The sequence below is a fragment of the Halorubrum depositum genome, from assembly GCF_007671725.1.
GTDB lineage: Archaea > Halobacteriota > Halobacteria > Halobacteriales > Haloferacaceae > Halorubrum > Halorubrum depositum.
The window spans coordinates 732,763-751,812 of the sequence record NZ_VCNM01000001.1 but is presented as its reverse complement, the minus strand read 5'-3'; the positions used below and the strand labels follow the sequence as shown (position 1 = coordinate 751,812).

The 19,050-nt window shown below is 71.1% G+C and carries 22 protein-coding genes and 1 tRNA gene; 11 read left to right on the top strand and 12 right to left on the bottom strand.

Features of this window, described 5'->3' with window-relative positions; all coding sequences use genetic code 11:
- Positions 1 to 7 precede the first annotated feature (7 nt).
- Together FGM06_RS03980 and FGM06_RS03975 are read left to right on the top strand one after the other, a co-directional pair.
- Positions 8 to 1,075, top strand: coding sequence for an mRNA surveillance protein pelota (locus tag FGM06_RS03980; protein WP_144797770.1), 1,068 nt, complete (start codon positions 8 to 10; stop codon positions 1,073 to 1,075).
- Between the two features lie 69 nt (positions 1,076 to 1,144).
- Positions 1,145 to 1,540, top strand: a complete 396-nt coding sequence (locus FGM06_RS03975) for a hypothetical protein (protein WP_144797768.1) — start codon at positions 1,145 to 1,147, stop codon at positions 1,538 to 1,540.
- Positions 1,541 to 1,574: 34 nt separating this feature from the next.
- Here the strand turns inward: FGM06_RS03975 and FGM06_RS03970 are convergent, their stop codons facing one another.
- The 4 genes from FGM06_RS03970 to glyA form a co-directional block, all read right to left on the bottom strand.
- A complete protein-coding gene (locus FGM06_RS03970; RefSeq protein ID WP_144797766.1) occupies positions 1,575 to 2,573 on the bottom strand; it encodes an ornithine cyclodeaminase family protein in 999 nt (332 codons plus the stop codon).
- 86 nt (positions 2,574 to 2,659) lie between these two features.
- The gene (locus FGM06_RS03965; RefSeq protein ID WP_144797764.1) at positions 2,660 to 2,941 is read right to left on the bottom strand and encodes a hypothetical protein; all 282 of its coding nucleotides are present in this window, start codon (positions 2,939 to 2,941) and stop codon (positions 2,660 to 2,662) included.
- 238 nt (positions 2,942 to 3,179) lie between these two features.
- Positions 3,180 to 3,590 carry a DUF3054 domain-containing protein gene (locus FGM06_RS03960; RefSeq protein WP_144797762.1) on the bottom strand — a complete coding sequence of 137 codons (411 nt, stop codon included), beginning with the start codon at positions 3,588 to 3,590 and terminating at the stop codon, positions 3,180 to 3,182.
- A gap of 114 nt (positions 3,591 to 3,704) precedes the next feature.
- A complete protein-coding gene (gene glyA, locus FGM06_RS03955; RefSeq protein ID WP_144797760.1) occupies positions 3,705 to 4,952 on the bottom strand; it encodes a serine hydroxymethyltransferase in 1,248 nt (415 codons plus the stop codon).
- A 294-nt stretch (positions 4,953 to 5,246) separates the two neighbouring features.
- On the opposite strand from glyA, the gene tbsP reads away from it, so the two are divergent.
- The 3 genes from tbsP to FGM06_RS03940 all read left to right on the top strand — a co-directional run bounded on the left by tbsP (position 5,247) and on the right by FGM06_RS03940 (position 8,242).
- Positions 5,247 to 6,053, top strand: a complete 807-nt coding sequence (tbsP, locus tag FGM06_RS03950) for a transcriptional regulator TbsP (protein WP_144797758.1) — start codon at positions 5,247 to 5,249, stop codon at positions 6,051 to 6,053.
- 82 nt (positions 6,054 to 6,135) lie between these two features.
- The gene (locus tag FGM06_RS03945) at positions 6,136 to 7,827 is read left to right on the top strand and encodes a YcaO-like family protein (protein WP_144797756.1); all 1,692 of its coding nucleotides are present in this window, start codon (positions 6,136 to 6,138) and stop codon (positions 7,825 to 7,827) included.
- Between the two features lie 76 nt (positions 7,828 to 7,903).
- Positions 7,904 to 8,242 (top strand): cupin domain-containing protein, encoded by a 339-nt coding sequence (locus tag FGM06_RS03940; protein WP_144797754.1) that lies wholly within the window; start codon positions 7,904 to 7,906, stop codon positions 8,240 to 8,242.
- Between the two features lie 73 nt (positions 8,243 to 8,315).
- On the opposite strand, the gene FGM06_RS03935 is transcribed toward FGM06_RS03940, so the two are convergent.
- Positions 8,316 to 8,786 (bottom strand): hypothetical protein, encoded by a 471-nt coding sequence (locus FGM06_RS03935; RefSeq protein WP_144797752.1) that lies wholly within the window; start codon positions 8,784 to 8,786, stop codon positions 8,316 to 8,318.
- 139 nt (positions 8,787 to 8,925) lie between these two features.
- On the opposite strand from FGM06_RS03935, the gene FGM06_RS03930 reads away from it, so the two are divergent.
- From FGM06_RS03930 to FGM06_RS03905, 6 genes are all read left to right on the top strand, one after another.
- The gene (locus tag FGM06_RS03930; RefSeq protein ID WP_144797750.1) at positions 8,926 to 9,927 is read left to right on the top strand and encodes a beta-ribofuranosylaminobenzene 5'-phosphate synthase family protein; all 1,002 of its coding nucleotides are present in this window, start codon (positions 8,926 to 8,928) and stop codon (positions 9,925 to 9,927) included.
- 79 nt (positions 9,928 to 10,006) lie between these two features.
- Positions 10,007 to 10,843, top strand: coding sequence for an RAD55 family ATPase (locus tag FGM06_RS03925; protein WP_144797748.1), 837 nt, complete (start codon positions 10,007 to 10,009; stop codon positions 10,841 to 10,843).
- Between the two features lie 131 nt (positions 10,844 to 10,974).
- On the top strand, positions 10,975 to 11,853 hold the full coding sequence (locus FGM06_RS03920; RefSeq protein WP_144797746.1) for a hypothetical protein: 879 nt from the start codon (positions 10,975 to 10,977) through the stop codon (positions 11,851 to 11,853).
- Positions 11,850 to 12,470: a hypothetical protein gene (locus FGM06_RS03915; protein ID WP_144797743.1), complete on the top strand. Its 621-nt coding sequence runs from the start codon at positions 11,850 to 11,852 to the stop codon at positions 12,468 to 12,470. The genes FGM06_RS03920 and FGM06_RS03915 overlap by 4 nt, the downstream gene beginning before the upstream one ends.
- 87 nt (positions 12,471 to 12,557) lie before the next feature.
- Complete coding sequence (locus FGM06_RS03910) at positions 12,558 to 13,673, top strand: putative sulfate/molybdate transporter (protein ID WP_144797741.1); 1,116 nt, start codon at positions 12,558 to 12,560, stop codon at positions 13,671 to 13,673.
- A 363-nt stretch (positions 13,674 to 14,036) separates the two neighbouring features.
- Positions 14,037 to 14,366: a transcription factor S gene (locus FGM06_RS03905; RefSeq protein ID WP_144797739.1), complete on the top strand. Its 330-nt coding sequence runs from the start codon at positions 14,037 to 14,039 to the stop codon at positions 14,364 to 14,366.
- 44 nt (positions 14,367 to 14,410) lie between these two features.
- Here FGM06_RS03905 and FGM06_RS03900 read toward each other — a convergent pair whose 3' ends face one another.
- The 7 genes from FGM06_RS03900 to FGM06_RS03870 form a co-directional block, all read right to left on the bottom strand.
- Positions 14,411 to 15,121 carry a class I SAM-dependent methyltransferase gene (locus FGM06_RS03900; protein ID WP_144797737.1) on the bottom strand — a complete coding sequence of 237 codons (711 nt, stop codon included), beginning with the start codon at positions 15,119 to 15,121 and terminating at the stop codon, positions 14,411 to 14,413.
- An 81-nt stretch (positions 15,122 to 15,202) separates the two neighbouring features.
- Positions 15,203 to 15,859 (bottom strand): CocE/NonD family hydrolase, encoded by a 657-nt coding sequence (locus FGM06_RS03895; RefSeq protein ID WP_144797735.1) that lies wholly within the window; start codon positions 15,857 to 15,859, stop codon positions 15,203 to 15,205.
- Between the two features lie 22 nt (positions 15,860 to 15,881).
- Positions 15,882 to 16,280, bottom strand: a complete 399-nt coding sequence (locus FGM06_RS03890; RefSeq protein ID WP_144797733.1) for a DUF5778 family protein — start codon at positions 16,278 to 16,280, stop codon at positions 15,882 to 15,884.
- Positions 16,281 to 16,365: 85 nt separating this feature from the next.
- Positions 16,366 to 17,334, bottom strand: coding sequence for an HhH-GPD family protein (locus FGM06_RS03885; protein ID WP_144797731.1), 969 nt, complete (start codon positions 17,332 to 17,334; stop codon positions 16,366 to 16,368).
- Between the two features lie 25 nt (positions 17,335 to 17,359).
- Positions 17,360 to 18,016, bottom strand: a complete 657-nt coding sequence (locus FGM06_RS03880; RefSeq protein ID WP_144797729.1) for a DUF7384 family protein — start codon at positions 18,014 to 18,016, stop codon at positions 17,360 to 17,362.
- 104 nt (positions 18,017 to 18,120) lie between these two features.
- A complete protein-coding gene (locus tag FGM06_RS03875; RefSeq protein ID WP_144797727.1) occupies positions 18,121 to 18,819 on the bottom strand; it encodes a haloacid dehalogenase type II in 699 nt (232 codons plus the stop codon).
- Between the two features lie 66 nt (positions 18,820 to 18,885).
- A tRNA-Thr gene (locus FGM06_RS03870) sits at positions 18,886 to 18,954 on the bottom strand.
- Positions 18,955 to 19,050 lie beyond the last annotated feature (96 nt).

Below are 19,050 nucleotides of genomic sequence, written 5' to 3'. Positions count from 1 at the left end.
GTCGCGTATGCGCATCTCCGACCGGGGATACGGCGAGGAGGGCCGGGAGCGGCTCACCCTCGTCCCCGAGAACGTCGACGACCTCTGGCACCTCGCGCACGTCCTCGAGCCGGGGGACCTCGTCGAGGGCGACACCACCCGCCGGATCCAGCGGAACGACGACCAGATGCGGGACACCGGCGGCCAGCGCGAGCACCTGTTCGTCACGCTGGAGGTCGACGACGTGGAGTTCGCCCGGTTCGCCAACCGGCTCCGCGTCTCGGGCGTGATCGTCGCCTGCTCCCGCGAGGACCAGCTCAACGCACACCACACGCTCAACGTCGAGGAGCACGACGAGATCACGGTCGAGAAGCACTTCAAGCCGGACCAGACCGAGCGGTTAGAGGAGGCGACGGAGGCCGCCGAGAACCCCGACGTCGCCATCGCGACCGTCGAGGAGGGGGCCGCCTACGTCCACACGGTCCAGCAGTACGGCACCGAGGAGTACGCCTCCTTCACGAAGCCGACGGGGAAGGGAGAGTACTCCCGGCCCCGCGAGGAGCTGTTCGCCGAGCTCGGCGAGGCGCTCGCGCACCTCGACGCCGACGCCGTCATCCTCGCCGGGCCGGGGTTCACGAAGAACGACGCGCTCGACTACGTCACCGAGGAGTACCGCGACCTCGCCGGTCGGATCACCACGGTCGACACCTCCGCCGCCGGCGACCGCGGGGTCCACGAGGTGCTCAAGCGCGGCGCGGTCGACGAGGTCCAGAAGGAGACGCGGATCTCGAAGGAAGCGAGCCTCATCGACGAGCTGACCGAGAACATCGCGCAGGGCGCGAAGGCGACGTACGGCCCCGAGGACGTGGCGGAAGCCGCCGAGTTCGGCGCGATCGAGACGCTCCTCGTGGTCGACGACCGGCTCCGCACCGAGCGACAGGGGGAGGGCGACTGGTCGATCGACGTCAACGAGGTGATCGAGTCGGTCGAACAGCAGGGCGGCGACGTGGTCGTCTTCTCCTCGGAGTTCGCGCCCGGCGAACAGCTCTCCAATCTCGGCGGGATCGCCGCGATCCTGCGGTACCGGCTGGAGTAGGCGGCGGGGTACCCGTCCCGCGCTCTGCCGCCCCGAAAGGCACTTACCGACCGTGGATGCACTCCGTGCATGAAGCGGCGTACCCTCGTCTTGGGTGTGGCCCCGCTCTGCGCGGGACTCGCCGGGTGCTCCGGCCTGCTCTCCGATCCCCCGTCGCTCTCTCTTGTCGTCTTCAACCACTCCGAGAGCCCGTATACGATCGAGCTGACTGTCTCCCGGCCGGCCGGCGGCGACTCCCGAAGCGACGCTCGGGCGTTTTCGGGACAAATAAGCGTCGAACCGGGCGGTCAAGCCTTCCGCGAAGACGTCGCGGAACGGCGGCCGTATCTCATCGAATACGGTCTCTTCGAGGACAACAGCGAGCTAACGGAGCAAGACCACGTCCACTACTATCCGGGCGACGAGGACGAGAGCGGGCGCCTGACGTTCGACATCGATCCGTCCGGGAACCTGACCCGACGGTGAGCGATTCGCACTCCCGTCGAATCGCGCCCCGGCGTTAGCGTCCCGTGAGCGCCTCGCTCGCGGGCGCGAAGTCGATCGTTTGCCCCCGTCCCTTCTCGCTCGCCCGCTCGTAGAGCATGTGTGCGGCCGCGACCGTCTCGATCCCGGTCCCGCCGGAGTCGAACACGGTGATCTCCTCCTCGCTCGTCCGGCCCGGATGCTCGCCGGCGACGACCTCGCCGAGGTCGGCCGCGACGTGGTCCTCGCCGACGAGCCCCGCCTCGACCGCGGCGAGGAACGACCCGGCGTCCTGCGTCGCCCGCTCGCGGATGTCGGGGACGTACGTCGCCCGGGCGATCAGCTCGGGCGGGAGCTCGTTCTTCTCCGGGTGGTACTGGCCCATCGCCGTGACGTGGGTGCCGGGCTCGACGTCCGCGTCGTCGATCACGGGCTCGCTCGCGTTCGTCGCCGCGATCACCACGTCGGCGCCGGCGACCGCCTCGCTCGCGCTCGCGACCGCCGTGACGTCGGGGTCGATCCGGTCGGCGAACTCCTCGGCGAACGCCTCGCGGTGCTCGGCGGTCGGCGAGAACACCCGGACGGCCTCGAACTCCCTGACGGTCGCGGTCGTCGCGAGCTGGCCGCGGGCCTGCGCGCCGCTGCCGATCACGGCGACCTCCGTCGCGTCCTCGCGGGCGAGCGCGTCGACCGCGGTCGCCCCTGCGGCGCCCGTCTTGAACGGGTTCATCGAGGCGCCGTCGAGCACCGCGAGCGGCTCTCCCGACTCGGCGTCGAACAGCGGCGTCATGAACCACGCATCGCCCGCGCCGAACCCCGCGGAGTAGGTGTAGCCGCCCATCGCGCCCGTCTCGGGCAGGATCGCGGTGTAGGAGGTCAGCATGCCCGGCGGTTCGCGGTTGTACAGCTTCGTTCGCGGTTTCGCCGGCGCTCCCTCGCCGATCTGGCGGTACGCGTCGCGCACGGCGGCGACGTAGTCCGACGGCTCGGCGAGGTCGTCGACGTCGGCGCTCGCGAGGAACAGCGTCTCGGTCATACCGGTCCCCTCGGGTGCGGGGGACTAAACCGTACAGGGAAGCGGAACCGTCGATCGGGTCGCGCGGCGCCGAGGCCGGTGCCGGCTCAGTCGGAGGCCCTGCCGGAGCGCGATCGGCCGGCGGTGCGGTCGGTCGACCGCTCGCCGGACCGCCCGACTAGCCGGCCCGGACGCACGCGCGTGCCGCCGCCGACCGAGTCGGTAACTGGGCTCCGGACGAACATCGCGTGGGCCATGACGCCCCCCGCGACGAGCGCGCCCCCGGGAAGCGCGGCCGTCAACGACAGTCCGACCAGGTTCAGAAAGGCTGTCACACCGATCAGCGCGGCCGGAATGAGTCCGAGGACGTAGTCGTAGTACCCAGTCATGCTCAGTCGCAAACTACGACAAAATCGCTATTAAATCTTTCTCAGGGTTCGACGTGATGCCTTCGCTGATCACTTCGTGGTTTCTGATAAGTTATGACAACTATTCCACGACGGGCGCGAGGCGGTGGAAAACCGTTCCGGCGGCTCACGGACCGAACTCGGGGCCGTCGGAGACGCGGCGGAATCGGAACGAAAACGAGTCGGACGACGGCGACGGCGGAGGCACCGATACGGATCGCTACCGGAGCCTGAAGTACAGGGCGCGCCAGCCGCCGAGGAACACCGACCCCGCCACGAGCATGACGACGGCGAAGCTCAGTTCGGCGCCGCCGCGGAAGACGAACGCGCGGAGCCCGAGTCCGACGACGGCGGCCGGGATCCACGACCGGATCGCCAGCGGCACCGACGACTTCGCCGTCTCCGCGGCGCCGGCGGAGTACGCGCCGACGACCGGCGCGATCAGGGCCCAGGCGATCAGGAACGGCGCGTACACGCCGGGCAGGTACAGCGGGTTCGACGTGAGGAACTCGACCGAGGTGTGGTTCAGCGTCCCGATAGTCAACATGACGATCAACGCGAGCAGGTCGCCGACCAGGAGCGGCGCGGCGGCGCGGTCGAGGCGATTCGAGAGGAACGACGAGTCGGCCATGTCGACCAGTCCGGGACGCCCCTACTTTGTACGCACGGATTCGGTCAGGCGGTCGCCGCGCCGACGAGCGTCGATCGTCGACCGCCGCCCGCCGCCCGCCGATCTCCGCGTCGCCTACTCGTACAGCGGGTGCTCCTCGCAGAGCTCGACGACGCGCTCGCCGACCTCGTAGATGACGTCGTCGCTGTCGACGTCGTCGACGACGCGGTAGATGAGGTCGCCGACCTCCTCCATCGCCGCCTCGTCGAACCCGCGTGTCGTGAGGCCGGCCGTGCCGGCTCGGATACCCGAGGGGTTGAACGGCGAGCGGGTCTCGCCCGGGACGGTGTTCCCGTTGAGGACGATGTTCGCGGCCGCCAGCGCGTCCTCGGCGTCACCCCCCGGCAGGTCCGGGTGCGAGTCGCGGAGGTCGGCCAACACGAGGTGGTTGTCGGTGCCGCCGGAGACTAAGGAGAGCCCGTGGCCCTGGAGCGTTTCCGCGAGGACCTCGGCGTTGTCGACGACCTGCTTCGCGTACTCCTCGAACTCGGGTTCGAGCGCCTCCTTGAACCCCACCGCCTTGCCGGCGACGTTGTGCATGAGGGGGCCGCCCTGCCCGCCGGGGAACACCGCCTTGTCGATGTCGTCGGCGTGCTCCGCGTCGCACATCACGATCCCGCCGCGACCGGCGCGGATCGTCTTGTGCGTCGAGCCCGTGACGAAGTCGACGATCCCCACCGGCGAGGGGTGGACGCCCGCCGCGACGAGCCCGGTGATGTGCGCGATGTCGGCGAGGTGGTAGGCGTCGACCGCGTCGGCGGCGGCCTGGATCGCCTCCCAGTCGACGGTCCGCGGGTACGCGGAGTAGCCGGAGACGACGATGTCGGGTTCGAACTCCTCGGCCGTCTCGCGGAGGCCCTCGTAGTCGATGTACCCGGTCTCGGGGTCGACCTCGTACTGCTCGACCTCGTATATCTGCCCGGTGAAGTTCGCGGGGTGACCGTGCGAGAGGTGGCCGCCGTGGGTCAGGTCCAGCGAGAGGATCTTGTCGCCCGGCTCCAGCATCGCGTAGTACACCGCCTGGTTCGCCTGCGTTCCGGAGTGCGGCTGGACGTTGACGTGTTCGGCGCCCCACAGCTCCTTCGCGCGCTCGATGGCGAGCTCCTCGACCTCGTCGGCGTACTCGCAGCCGGCGTAGTAGCGGGCGCCCGGGTACCCTTCGGCGTACTTGTTCGTGAGGACGCTCCCCTGCGCCTCCAGCACCGCCTCGCTGACGTGGTTCTCGCTGGCGATCATCGCGAGCGTCTGCTCCTGTCTGTCGCGCTCGCCGGCCAGCGCGTCGGCGACCGCCGGATCGACCTCCCGGACGTGCTCGTTGTCCATGTACGAACGCCGGTGCGATCGCGCATTAATCCTTCCGTCACGGCGTCGCTGCCGCGGCTCCCGCGAGAGCGGTGCCGCGAGCCTCGCACCGTCGCCCTCGCAAGCCTCGCACCGTCGCCCTCGCGGCCCTCAGGTCGTTCCGCCCGCGCCCGCCGCGACCCGTTCGGCCCGTCGGTCCCGATCGGGATCGACAAATCCGTCGTTTTCGGGCGTTTCGGCCGCTGAAAACCAGTTGTTCACTCCTCTAATCCCGTTAATATTAAATAGATATCTGGCTTTTATCCGAGAAGATAGATGGTGTCGAATTTACTGGAGACGGACGTCGAGAACGTCCTCGACACGGCGTTCGCCGACGCCGACGAGGAGCTCCTCGTCGTCGACCCCTCCGCGGAGACGATCGTATCGCTCGTCGAGGCGGCGACCGGTCGCGACGACCTACCGAAGCTGTCGATGCTGGCCGACGAGCGGACGCTGAAGGAGGTGACGGACGACTTCCTCGTCGCGTCGAAGGCGGCCGACCTCGTCGCCGACGGCTCGCTCGGGCTCCGCGTGCTCTCGGCGGACGTCGACAACGCGCTGTTCGTCTCTCCCTCGCGGGTGGTCGTCCTCGTGAGCGCGGGCGAGCACGTCGCCGCGCTCTCGACGGAAGAGGGGGAGTTCGTCGACGAGGTGTTCGCGACGCACCGCGACGCCTTCGAGGCGGCCGAGGAGTACGGGCTCCGAACGCCGGCGCTCAGCCGCGTCCGCGAGACGATGGCCGCCGAGATCGGCGAGGCCACCCGCGACGACTTCGACGCCGTGCTCGCGTCGATGGAGGCGGCCGACGCCGCGCTCGACGAGGTGACCGTCTCGCTGCTCGTCGCCGCGAAGAACGACGTGCTCCTCTACGACATCTCGAAGTGGGGCGAGGACGTCGGGATCGCCTCGAAGGCGACGTTCTCCCGAACGAAGACCCGGCTGGAGGACCTCGGGATCATCGACACCGAGAAGGTCCCGATCGACGTCGGCCGACCCCGCCTCCGGCTCAAGCTCGGCGACGACCGGCTCCACGGCGTCGACGCCGACGAGCTCGCGGCGGTCGCGAGCGAACTGATGGCCTGACCGGGGACCCGACTCCGTCTCCGCTTCGAGGCCCGACACCGCTACCCGCGGCTTTTTTTCGCTCCTTCGCGTCGGACGGGACATGGATATCGCACTTGTCGGCGAGGGGCCCGCGGTCGACGCCGTCTCGACCGCGCTCGGCGATGTCGACGTGAACGTGATGCCGGTCGAGCCGGGGCTGCTGGACGGCTTCGACCTCGCTGTCGTGGTCGACACCGCGGGGTCGGACGCGTTCGCGGCCGCGAACGACGCCCTCGACCGATGGGTCGGGATCGAGGTGGGCGGGCTCGGCGGCGTCCCGCTCGCGGACGTCGATGCCGTGGTCACCGTCTTCGACGAGGCCTGCTACGACTGCCTCCGGGCCCGGGTCGCGAGCGGCGGGGCGGAGCCGGCGGACGCCCCGAAGGGCCGCCGGTCGGCGGTGCGCTACGCCGGCGCGCTCGCAGGGCGCCGCGTCATCCGGCTGCTCGCGGGCGACCCGGTCGCCGACACGGTCGTCGAGGTGCCGGGCGCGGAGCGGACTCTGCTCCCGGTCCCCGGCTGCGACTGCGGCGACGCCCCTGGCGACGCGCTCCCGCGGGAGCACGCGGAGCGCTCCCTCGCCGAGTCGATCGACCGCGCGGAGCGGGCGGTCGACCCCCGGATCGGCGCGCTCTCGGAGGTCGGCGAGCGGGAGTCGTTCCCGGTACCGTACTACGTCGCACGCGTCGCCGACACGACGCCCTTCTCCGACGCCCGTGCCGCCGAGTTCGGCGGCGGCGTCGACGCCGGCTGGGACGCGGCGTTCATGAAGGCGCTCGGCGAGGGGTTAGAGCGGTACGCGGCGGGCGTCTACCGCGAGGCGTCGTTCACGCGCGCGCCGGCCGCGAACGTCCCGAGCCCGGTGACGCCCGACGCGTTCGTGCGCCCCGACGACGCCGAGTCGTACGACCGCGACGACGGCCTCGCGTGGGTCACGGGAGAGTCCCTCGCGACGGGCGAGCCGGCGAGCCTCCCGGCGGAGTTCGTCCACTTCCCGCCGCCGGAGCGGCGGTACCGCCCCGCGATCACGACCGGGCTCGGACTCGGCAACTCCGGGCCGGAGGCCGCGCTGTCGGGGCTGTACGAGGCGATCGAGCGGGACGCGACGATGACGAGCTGGTACTCGACGACGGAGCCGCTCGGGCTCGAGGTGGAGGACTCGACGTTCGCCGAGCTGGAGAAGCGCGCGCGGGCCGAGTCGCTGTCGGTGACGCCCCTGCTCGTCACGACCGACGTCGACGTGCCCGTCGTCGCCGTCGGCGTTCACCGCGACGGAGACTGGCCCCGGTTCGCGGCCGGCTCGGGCGCCGACCTCGACCCGGTCGCGGCGGCCCGGAGCGCGCTCGCGGAGGCGCTTCAGAACTGGACGGAGCTCCGGTCGATGGGCCCGGAGGCGGCCGCGGAGGAGGGCGCCGCGATCGGCCACCACGCCGACTTCCCCGACGAGACGCGGGCGTTCTTCGACCCGGACGCGAGCGTCCCGGCCGACGCGCTCGGCGAGCCGGCGGTCTCGGGCACGGACGAGCTGGAGGCCGTCGTCGACCGCGTCGAGACCGTCGGGCTGGAGCCGTACGTCGCCCGGCTCACGACCCGCGACCTCGCCGGTATGGGGTTCGAGGCGGTCCGCGTGCTCGTCCCCGGCGCGCAGCCGCTGTTCACCGGCGACCCCTTCTTCGGCGACCGCGCCCGCGACGTGCCGCGGTCGATGGGGTTCGAGCCCGAACTGGAGAAGGAGTACCACCCGTTCCCGTAGTCGCTCGTCTCCCCCTTCCCGCTCGCTGGCCGCCCCACCCGCCCTATTTAAGTCGCTCCCGGCCGCCGGCTCTGCCATGGACGTCGTATCCGACGCGGACGTCGAGGCGGCCGAGGCGGTCGACGACGTGTTCCTCACGCAAGGCGCGGTCGGCGAGGACACCAGCATCCAGCGCTTCGTCATCGAACCCGGCGCCGAAGTGCCCGAGCACGACCACCCGCACGAGCAGATCGGCGTCGTCACCGAGGGGGCGCTCACGTTCCTCGTCGACGGCGAGGAGCTGGTCGTCGAGGCCGGCGACACCTACAGCATCCCCGGCGACGAGCCGCACGCCGCGCGCAACGACGGCGACGAGGCGGTCGTGGGGTACGACATCTTCTCGCCGCCGCGCGCGAACCCGGACTGGCGGGAGTGAGCGACCGGGCGCGCGTTTGTGAGTGACCCCGGCGTCGACCCGTCGTCGACCGTCACCGCGCGGGGCCGACCGGTCAGTCGCTGACGTCCGCGAAGCAGTTGAACTCGACGGTGACGGAATCGACGGTTTCGCCGGCTGCGTTCACCGCGACGACTCGGTACTGCCCGTGGAACGGTCGCCGGCCCAGGGACTGCTCGTACCGGAGCTGTCCCTCGTTCACGCCGACCTTGTTCGCCATGAGTCCGGCGTCGTCGGCCGAGACCGGAATGACGTGCGCCAGCGCGTCCGTCGCGTCGTACACCTCGATCCTGTCGAGGTCGTTCTCTCGGACGTCGTCGACGGACAGCGGAACCGCGAGCCGCACGTCGCCGTCTTCGACCGTCCCGCTCGCGCCGGTGTCGAGCACGTCCCCGTCCCCGTGATCGAGGGCGCTCGTCTGACAGTCGACCGTGTCCGAACCGCCCGATTCCGACCCGCTACAGCCTGCGATCCCGGCGACAGCCGCGCTGCCGACGGTCGCCAGCAACGCTCTTCTGGAGGGCATACGAACGGACGATCGTCTGGATTGACACGAAGTCTTTTCGGTTCCGCGACGCCGGCCGCGCCGTCCTCGCTCGGACTCGTGGGCAACGCCCGCCACTGTCACGCACCCTTTATCAATCGACTCCCAAACGCGGACAACGATGGCACGCGCGAGCGCCGGCGCCCGGCTCCACTTCGGCTTCTGTAACCTCAGCCTCTCGCACGAGCGGCTGTACGGGGCCCTCGGCGTCGGCCTCCGCGAGCCGCGGGTCGTCGTCGACGCCGAGCCCGCCGACCGGGTGACGGTCGAGACGGCCGACGGCGACGAATCCACCGACCCCGCCGTCCGCGACGACGTCCTCCGGTACGCCCGCACGGCCGTCGACCTGCTCGGCGTCGGCGGCGCCCGCGTCACGCTCCGCGAGTCGCTCCCGCGCCACGCCGGGCTCGGGAGCGGGACCCAGCTGGCCGCGGCGACGCTCGCGGCCGCCGCGGTCGCTCACGGCGAGGAGCCCCGCGTCCGCGAGCGCGCCCCGGCGCTCGGCCGCGGGGGACGCTCCGGCGTCGGCGTCGCGACGTTCGAGGCGGGCGGGTTCGTCCTCGACGCCGGCCACCCGACCGCCCGGTTCACGACCGACCGCCCCGCGGACGGCGAGTGGACCGTCCCGCCGGTGGCGGCCCGCCACGACGTCCCCGACGACTGGCGCTTCCTGCTCGTGCGCCCGGACGTCGCCCCGGGCCGGAACGGGGACGCGGAGGACGAGGCGATGCGGACCGCGGTCGAACGCGCGGACCCCGGGCTCGCCGACCGGATCGGCGGGATCGTCACGCGCCGAGTGCTCCCCGCGGTCGCGACCGGGAACGCCGAGCGGTTCGGCGCCGCGGTCGCGGAGATCGGTCGGCTCAACGGCGCCTGGTACGCCGACGAGCAGGGGGGCGTCTATCGCCCGCCCGTCGGCGACGTGGTGGCGTCGCTTTCGGGGTCGGCCGCGGTGTTCGGCGCGGGCCAGTCCTCGTGGGGCCCGACCGTGTACGGCGTCACGGACGCCGCGAACGCCGACGCAGCGGCGGCGGCGGGCGAGCGCGCGCTGGCGGAGGCGGGCGTGGGCGGGTCGGTCGCGGTCGCCCGCGCCGCCGAGGGCGGGGCGCGGGTGACGGAGTAGCGGATCGGTCAGCCGCCGCGCTCTCCTCCCGCCCCAAACGAGCAACAACACTAAGCGGTGCGGCGTCCCCGTACGGGACATGACGAGCGTTCCGTTCGGCGTCGCCCGCCTCGATTCGATCCTCGGCGGCGGCGCGCCGCCGGGCAACGTCGTGCTGCTCGCCGGCGAGTCCGGGGCGGGCGCGCGCGAGTTCCTGTACACCAGCGCGGCGATGAACGCCCTCGGGCGCGCCGACGCGGAGCTGTTCGACCTCTACTACGGCGACCTCCCGGACGACGCCGCGCTCCCGGACGACGTCCACTACCTCTCGTTCACCGCCGACACCGACGCCCTCACCCGCGAGATGGGGTACACGATGGCCGACGAGATCGTCGACGCGGCGATCGACGAGATCGCCTTCCGCGACCTCTCGCCGGAGTACTTCCAGCTGAGTCCGGTCCCCCGCGACTGGTACGAGGCGGAGACCGCGTCGATCACGGAGCTCGGCGACCGCGGCGAGTACGAGGACGTGCTCACGGCGTTCGGCGACTACCTCTCCGCGAACGCCGACGGGAGCTTAGTCTGCATCGACTCCGTCACCGACCTCGTCTCGATGGTCGACGAGGACACGGAGTGGAGCGACGTGGCGATGGTGATGAAGGGGCTCAAGAAGGCCGCCTACCGGTGGGGCGGACTCATCCTCGTGTTGGTGAACACCGACTCCATCTCCGACCGGGAGTTCGGCGCCCTGATGGACGCCGCGGGCGGAACCCTCCAGTTCACCTGGGAGAGCGGCGGCTCCCAGCGCGCCCGGACGATGTTCGTCCGCGAGTTCCGCGGCGTCCTCTCCCGGCTGGAGGCGGAGAACATCGTCCGGTTCGAGACGGAGATCCACGAGGGCGGCTTCGACATCAGCGACGTGCGGAAGATCCGGTGAGCGGTCGAACGCGGCACCGACCGCGTTTCACTCGGGCCGGTCCCCGCGCTCCGAGTATCGATCCGGAGAACGGCGCGACAGATTACTTAAGTCTCCCCGTTAAACGGAGCATAAATGGCGGGGTATCCTCAATGAGCGACTTCGATCCGACCGACGGAACGGTCGACGCCGCCGACGAGGCCACCGCCACCGAAGCCGCCGTCGACGAGGCCGCCGATGAAGCCGACGTCGGCCGCGAGGAGCTGCTGAAGCGCGCGATCGTCGCGCTCGCGGAGGAAGAGGGGATCGACGTGCCGGACCGAGAGGAGGTGGCCGCGATCGAGTCGCGGCTCGACGCCCTCGACGCCGACGTCGACGAGAAGGTCGAGGACCTCCGGGAGCGCTTCGTCGAGCTCTACCGCGACCTGGAGGCGAAGGCGCCGGCCGACCACGCGCACGCCGAGACGGCCGACCGGCTGGACGCGCTCGCGGCCGACCTCGACCGGACCGCGGAGCGCCTCGACGAGCTCGAAGCGGACGCGGCGGCGCGGTCGACCGTCGACGAGGCGGTCGAAGGGCGCGTCGGCGACCTCGACGACCGGCTGGCCGGCGTCGAGGAGCGGGTGGACGACCTCGCGGAGTCGGCGGCGCACGCCGACGCGGTCGACGTCGAGGAGCTCGACGACAAGCTCTCCCGGGTCGCGAGCGCGGTCGTCAGGGTCCGGCGCCGACTGGAGGCGGCCGAGCGCGACCGGGCCGACCGCGAGCGCCTCGACGCGCTGACGGCGACCGCCAACCGCGACGGCGTCCGGAAGGCGGCCTGCACCGACTGCGGCGGAACCGTCGACATCGGGCTGTTGACGACGCCCGAGTGCCCCCACTGCGGACGGGAGTTCGCCGAGCTGGAGCCGAACCCCGGCTTCCTCGGCACCTCGCGGCTCGTCGCCGCGGAGCAGCCCGCCCTCGACGGCGACGTCGACGAGGGCGAGAGCGGCGACGTGAGCACCCGCGACGCCGGAGGCGACCGATGAGCGACGAGGGTGACGGGCGGCGCCGCGACTCGGACGCGGGCGAGGTGGACGACCCGTTCGACTCCCTCGAGGTGCCCGCGGCCGAGGTCGACGACCCCTTCGCCGAGCTCGGGGCCGGTGTCGAAGGAGACGATCCAGACGGGGGCGATCCGGACGGAAACGATCCGGACGGAAACGACCCGGACGGGGGCGCCTCCGACTCCGACCCCGTCGATCCCGCTCCCGTCGACCCCGAATCCGGCGCCTCCGGCGCGCGGCGCGACGACCCCTTCGACGAGCTCGGTCCCGCCGACTCGGAGACCGACCTCGACGAGGCGTTCGAGCGGATGGACGTCGGCGGCCCGGTCGAGGAGGACGTCTGGGAGTCCCTCGACGCGGACGCCGCCGGGACCGACTCGCTCGGGGAGGCGACGGCCGTCCCCGGCGGTGGCGACACCGAGCACGTCGTCTCCAAGCGGACGTACTGCCAGCAGTGCCCGCACTTCACTCCGCCGCCCGAGGTCGCGTGCGGCCACGAGGGGACGACGATCCTCGAGGCGGTCGGCTTCGACGAGTTCCGCGTGCGGAACTGCCCGATGATCTCCGAGGAGGACCCGACGTTCGATTCCGGTGAGTGAACTAAAAACGATTACGTCACCACCGATCGATCCCGACGACGGTTTCTGAATACTCTCAAGCGTCTCCGGCGTGAGTCCACGCACACTGTGGGAATCGTCGGAGCGGCGCGACGGCGCGGGATCGAGTTCGGTCCGGGAGCGCTCACCGGAGCGATAGGGGATTCGATTACGGTCATCCCGCTCGTGGTCGCGCTGGCGCTGTTGACCGACGTGTCGCTGCCGCACGCGCTCGTCGGCTTCGGCGTCTTCCAAGTCGTCTGGGGGGTCCGGTACGGGCTCCCCGTGTCGGTCGAGCCGATGAAGGCGCTGGCGGCGCTGGCGATCGCGGGCGCGCTGACGTACGCCGAGCTCGCGCTCGCGGGGCTGATCCTCGGGGTCCTCCTCCTCGCGATCGGGCTCTCCGGGACGCTCGCGCGGGTGGAGCGCTGGATCGGCGAACCGGTGATCCGCGGGGTGCAGTTCGCGGTCGGGCTGATCCTGCTGCAGACCGGCGTCGACCTCGCGCTCGGCGACCCGGTCCTCGCGGCGGTCGGCGTGGGAATCGCCGCGCTCGCGGCGCTCGCCGGGCACCGGAAGGCGAGCGCGCTCGCGGTGGCGGTCGCGGGCGTCGCGATCGCGGTCGCCACCGCGGGCGTCCCGGCACCGCAGTGGCCCGGGTCGCCGCCGACGCCGTCCCTCTCGGCGTTCTCCGCGGCGGTCACCCGGCGGACGGCCGACGGCGTGGTCGCGCAGCTCGCGATGACGATCGGGAACGCCGCGCTGGCGACCTCCCTCCTCTTCGCCGACCTGTTCGACGCCGAGGTGACGCCGGACGAGCTGTCGGCGAGCATGGGCGCGACGAACCTGCTCGCGGTGCCGCTCGGCGGGATCCCGATGTGTCACGGCTGCGACGGGGTCGCCGGCAAGCACGCGTTCGGCGCGCGCACCGGCGGCGCCAACGTCGTCCTCGGTGCCGGCTACCTCCTCGCCGTCCCCTTCGCGACGCCCGCACTCCTCGGCGCGTTCCCGGTGGCAATGCTCGGCGCGCTGCTCGCGATCGTCGCCGTCTCGCTCGCGCGCAACGCCCTCGACTCCGAGAACGTCGCGCTCTCGGTCGCGATCGGGCTCGTCGCGCTGGCGACGAACCTCGGCGTCGCGTTCCTGCTCGGGATCGTCGCGCACCTCGCGTGGGAGCGGGTCGGGAGCACCGACGATGGTTTATAAATGGCCGACGGTGCGGCGGCGCGCGCCTCCGAGCGCCCACCGGGCGTGAGGAGCGCGCGCGAGGGAGTCGCTGGCGCCGTCGGCGCCAGCGACGAGGCTGGGGAGGCGTGAGGTGCTGTGCGGTTGCGGTGCGGGGTGGGACTCAAAGGGGCAGCCGCGCTCGGCGAACCCCAGCGACGCAAGGACCGCAGGGAGCGCAGCGACCGAGGACCGCAGCGAGCTGTGGGAGCCGAGCGCGGCTGGGGCTTTGAAGGTCGTCCCCGTGTCGTTGAGGAAACCACGTCACAATCCGGCTCCGTATCCGTCCTCGTCTAGAGCGCAGTCACGGGAGCTAAACCGCTCCGTACCGTACGCGACGCGTATATGCAGTTCTGTGACGACTGCGGCTCGATGATGGTCTCCGTCGACGGGGAGATGGTGTGTCAGAACGACGACTGCGGCGGCACCGCCGAGCGCGACGAGGCGCTCGCGGCCGACTTCGAGTCGACCACGGAACAGACCGGCGACGAGGTGATCGAGACGGAGGAGGGCGCGAACTTCGAGGGGAAGCCGACCGCGACCGACGTCGTCTGCGACGAGTGCGGCCACGGCGAGGCGTGGTACACGATCAAACAGACCGGGGCCGCCGACGAGCCGCCGACGCGCTTTTTCAAGTGCAAGGAGTGCGGACGTCGCTGGCGCGGCTACAACTGACGGCACCCGAAGCCGCCGTATTCGGCACACCGGCGATTTCCACGCTACGAGTCGAGCCGCTCTATCGCGAAGCTGCTGTGGCCGTGGGTTTCGAGCGACAGGTACGTCAACTCCATCTCAGACTCCGCGCAGAACTCGTGAACCGCGGCGATGACGCCGTACCGCCGCCCCTCGGGGACGTCACCGAGGCAGTAATCGTGTCCGGCGATGACGCCGTCGGATTTCACTTTCTCTCTGCAGATCCGCAGCTCGTTCAGCGTTTGCTCGTACGTGTGGGTGGTGTCGATGTACGCCCAGTCGAGGGACCCGTCTTCGAAGCGTTCGAGGGCGACGTCCGGTCGCTCCGGCAGGACTTCCACGGTTCCGTCCGCGATCTGCTCCGCGTACCTGGTTTTCACCTCCTCGACGCTCCGGTCGCTGAACTCCGTCGACTCCCAGACGTCGATCAAGTACAGTTCGTCGGGGTCCGTTATCGAGAGGATCTGCTCGGAGAAATCCCCCTCGTCCGTCCCCAACTCCGCGACGCGTCCGCCCTGCGGGAACGCTTCCAGCATCTCCTCTCGAGACGGGACGACCTCGGCGTCTCTGACGTGTTCCGTCGAGAGGGTCTCCGGGACGGAGTCCCTTCCGTGAGGGGCCTTGACCCGATCCGGGTCGTAGAAGACCGACGCGCGTGCGCCCTTCAGTACGGGATACGCTCGCGCCGGGACGAGCCCTGCGATCCGGCCTTTCAACGTATTGAGGGGAGAGACCACGAATGGTAGCTGTCGCCCGTGTGGGGCTTATATGTGCCAGTTCGTTCACCGGCCGTTAGCACGGCGATAACCGACTGCCGTTTATACGCTTCTGCCCGGACGCGGCGCGAAAAAGCTCGCCGCGTCCGCTCCCACGTCACCGGCACGCCCCACGAAGAAGTGGTCGGAGTCGAACGCTCTCGTCTCGATTCCCAGCTCCTCGGCCCGCTCCACGACGGGCTCCCAGTCGGCCGTCGAGTCGCGGGTCGCGTACAGGATCCGCGCCGGCACGCCGAGATCGACGAGGTCGTCGAGCGCCGCGACCGCGTCGACGTCGGGGTTCAGCCGGGCCGTGGGTGCGAGCGCGCAGACGCCGGCGAGACTGGGGCGCGAGGCGGCCGTCACGAGCGCGACCGTTCCCCCGAATGAGAAGCCGAACAGCCCGACGCGCTCGTAGCGCTCGGCGGCCCACGCGACCGCGTTGTCGGCGTCCGTGCTCTCGCCGTACCCCTCGTCCCAGTCGCCGTAGTCGAAGCGGAGGCAGTCGACCCCGCGGTCGGTCAGCGCGTCGCTCACCGCCCGCAGTCGCTCGTCGCCGCGGTGGCCCCGCTGCTGGGGGTGGGGCGGGCAGGCGACGACGACCGCGTCGGCGCGGGCGTCGCCGTCCCGGTCCAAACCGGCCGTGTCGCCGTCGCCCGCGGCGGTGTCGAGGCTCGCGCGCACGTCGCGGCCGCCGGGGACGAGGACGGTATCGCTCACGGGAGCCTCGAAGTTCGCCGCCTCAGGGCACCTGCGTCACGCGCTCGACGTCGTCGAGCGCGGCGAGGTCGTCGGCGAGCACCGCCTGGTCGACGCCGGCCTCGTAGTAGAACACCAGGTCGAAGGTGCCGTCCCGGAGGAGCTGCTGGCACTCCCAGACGAACTCCTCGCCGTCGAGGGTGAGCCCCTGGAACTGGTTCGACGAGAAGCTCGTGTCGTCGTTGCCGGCCTCGATGTACGCCTCGCCCTTGCCGGCGTGCTCGGCGATGACGTCGTTGGCGGCGACCGTGAGCTCGTGCATCTCGAGGTCCTCCTGCCCGCCGAGCGTCGTGTGGACGATACAGCCCAGGAGTTCGATGTCGCCCGGCTCCAGCAGGGCCTTCGTCCGCGCGTAGAGGTCGGAATCGACGGTCTCGCTCATGGCCCTCTATTCCGTCCCCGGTGATAAACGGGTGACGGTTCACGCGTTCGGCACGTATCGAGACGGCGGGCGGGAACCCGGAGACTCAGTCCCTGAGACAAACGACCGGCCCGTCGGCCCCCTCGTCGACGTCGACCAGCCCGTCGTCGTCGAGGTCGTCGACGAGCCCGCGGAGCCACTCGCGCCCGTGCTCGCCGTCGGGCGCGTAGTCGACCCGGACTCGGGGACCGAGTTCGTCCAACGGCAGCTCGTCGTACTCGCCGAGCGTCCGGACGACACGCCCGCGAAACTGCCGGCGGCTCCCCTCGAAGCTCGGCTGCTCGGGCACGTCGGGCGCGGTGAAGTCGCCGGTTTCGTACGCGTGACACCGGCCGCGCCACGGGCAGCCCGCCTCGTCGCAGCGGGGGGTCGTCCCGCAGGCGACGCCGCCGAGCTCCATGATCGCGTTGTTCCAGACGCGGGACTCGCCGTCGGGCATGACCAGGGAGGCGACTCGCGCGAACGCCGCGTCGTCGTCGGGGACCGCGAACGCGCGGTGGAGCACGCGCTTCACGTTGGTGTCGACGACCGCGTCGCCGTTGTTGAACGCGAACGACGCCACCGCGTTCGCGGTGTACGGGCCGACGCCCATCAGCTCCTGCAGCTCGTCGGGGGACTCCGGGAACTCGCCGCCGTAGTCGTCCTCGACCTGTCCGGCGGCCTCGTGGAGGTACTTCGCGCGGTTGTTGTAGCCGAGCGAGTGGTCGGACCAGAACGAGACCACGTCGCCGCGGTCGGCGGCGGCGAGGTCGGCCGTCGTCGGCCACTCGTCGAGGAAGTCCTCCCACGCGGGCACCACGCGATCGAGCTGCGTCTGCTGGCTCATCACCTCGCTGACGAGGACCTCGTAGGGGTCCTCGGTGCGCCGCCACGGGAAGTCGCGGTGGTCGGCCTCGTACCACTCCACGAGCGCCTCGCGGACCGCGCCGAGGTCGGCCGGCAGTTCGGGGGCGTCGCCCTCGGCGAGCCCCTCCGTGCCGCCCCCCTCGCCCGCGATCGCGTCCGAATCGGTCATTATCATCAGTCGGTTCGGCGCTCGTTTATCGGTGCTGGTCCTCGCCGGCGCCGACCGGGGCCATCGATCGCGGATCGCGGTCGGGACCCGGATACTCGCCGCCGACGGCCTCGGGGTAGAGCTTCTCGGCCGAGAAGACGGCCGCGAACGCCCGCGGCTCCCGGACGCTCACCGGAAGTCGGTCGCGGAGCCCGGCGGCGGCTCTCGCCCCCGTGAGCGACGGGTCGAGGCTCACCACCTGCATCGCGGTGCCGCGGTACGCCGAGGCCAGCGCCGGGTGGTCGCCCGCCGGGTGCGCCACCGGCTCGCGCCACGCCTCGACCGCGTCGCGCCAGTCGGCCGCGAGGCCGGCGTCCGCGAGCGCGGCGATCACCGCCTCGGCGTCGTCGAGGAGGGCGTCGCTGGCGACGAGCGTCGTCCACGAGTGCGCGCGTAGCGCGTCGAGCGCCTCGCGGGCAGCGCCGCCGACGAGGAGGTCCGCCGCGAGGACGTCGGCGTCGACCACGACGCGGGCGGGGCTCGGCTCGCGGTCGACGGGGGAGGGATCGGCGTCGCTCTCGGCGTCGTCGTCGGACGCACCCTCGTTCTCGGAGCCCGATCGGCGATCCGCGAGCGCGACGCGAACCTCGTCCTCGGTCGCGTCGTGCGCGGCGGCCCGCTCGAACAGGTCGGCGAAGGTCATGACCGGAGCGTGGTCGCCCACAGGTATCGACGTTGCGGCTGCGCGCGCAGTCGGTCGTCAGCGATACCGTCGGGCCCGACTCGTCCGGGCGGACCCGATCGCCCTCACTCCAGCCGGTCCGCGAGGTCGTGGAACCCCTCGATGACGACGTCAGGGTCAGGGCCCAGCTCCTCCGTCGGGAGCGTCTTCCCGGGGCGGGAGACCCACGCGGCCGACATGCCGGCGTGTTTCGCGCCCCAGACGTCCCGCATCCCACCGCCGGAGGCGTGCAGTATCTCGCCGATCGGCGTGTCGGTCCGCTCCGCCGCGTGCTCGTAGATCCCCGCCTCGGGCTTGTACGTCTCGACCTCGTCGGCGCTGATCGCGTCCGTCACGACGTCGCCGAGGCCCGCCGCCGCGACCAGGTGCTCCAGCATCTCCGGCGAGCCGTTCGAGACGATGTACACCTCGTACCCCAGGTCGGTGATCCGGCGGATCCCGTCCTCGACGTCGTCGAAGATCGACAGCTCGTCCTCGTAGACGGTGCGCCGGATCTCGTCGCGGGTCGCCTTCGGCACGTCGTACCCGTTCGCTTCGAGCGCGTATCGGAGGCCCTGCCCGATGAGCTCCCAGAACGGCTGGTAGGCGTCGATGTCGTTCGCGATCATCGAGTACTGGAGGTACTGCGCGCGCCACAGCTGCGAGACGCTCTCGGCGTCGTCGAGGCCGTCGACGTGCGCTTCGAGCACCGCCTCCTGCGAACCGATGTCCACGAGCGTGCTGTACGAATCGACGGTCACCGTCGAGACGGAGTCGAAGTCCATGGTCGTGGTACACCAACCCGCGTCATAACCGTGGTGAATGCGGCCACGACGACGAACGGCAGAACAAGCCTAGGCCGAGATTTGAACTCGGGGTCTCGTCCTTACCAAGGACGCGCTTCCGTAGCCGCCTGCGGCGGCGGTAAAGGGGCTAAATCTGCCGGTAGGCCCCACGATGCGTGCTTCTCTACACTCTACTACCAATTCTACTTATAAAAAACGGGGGGTTGTAGC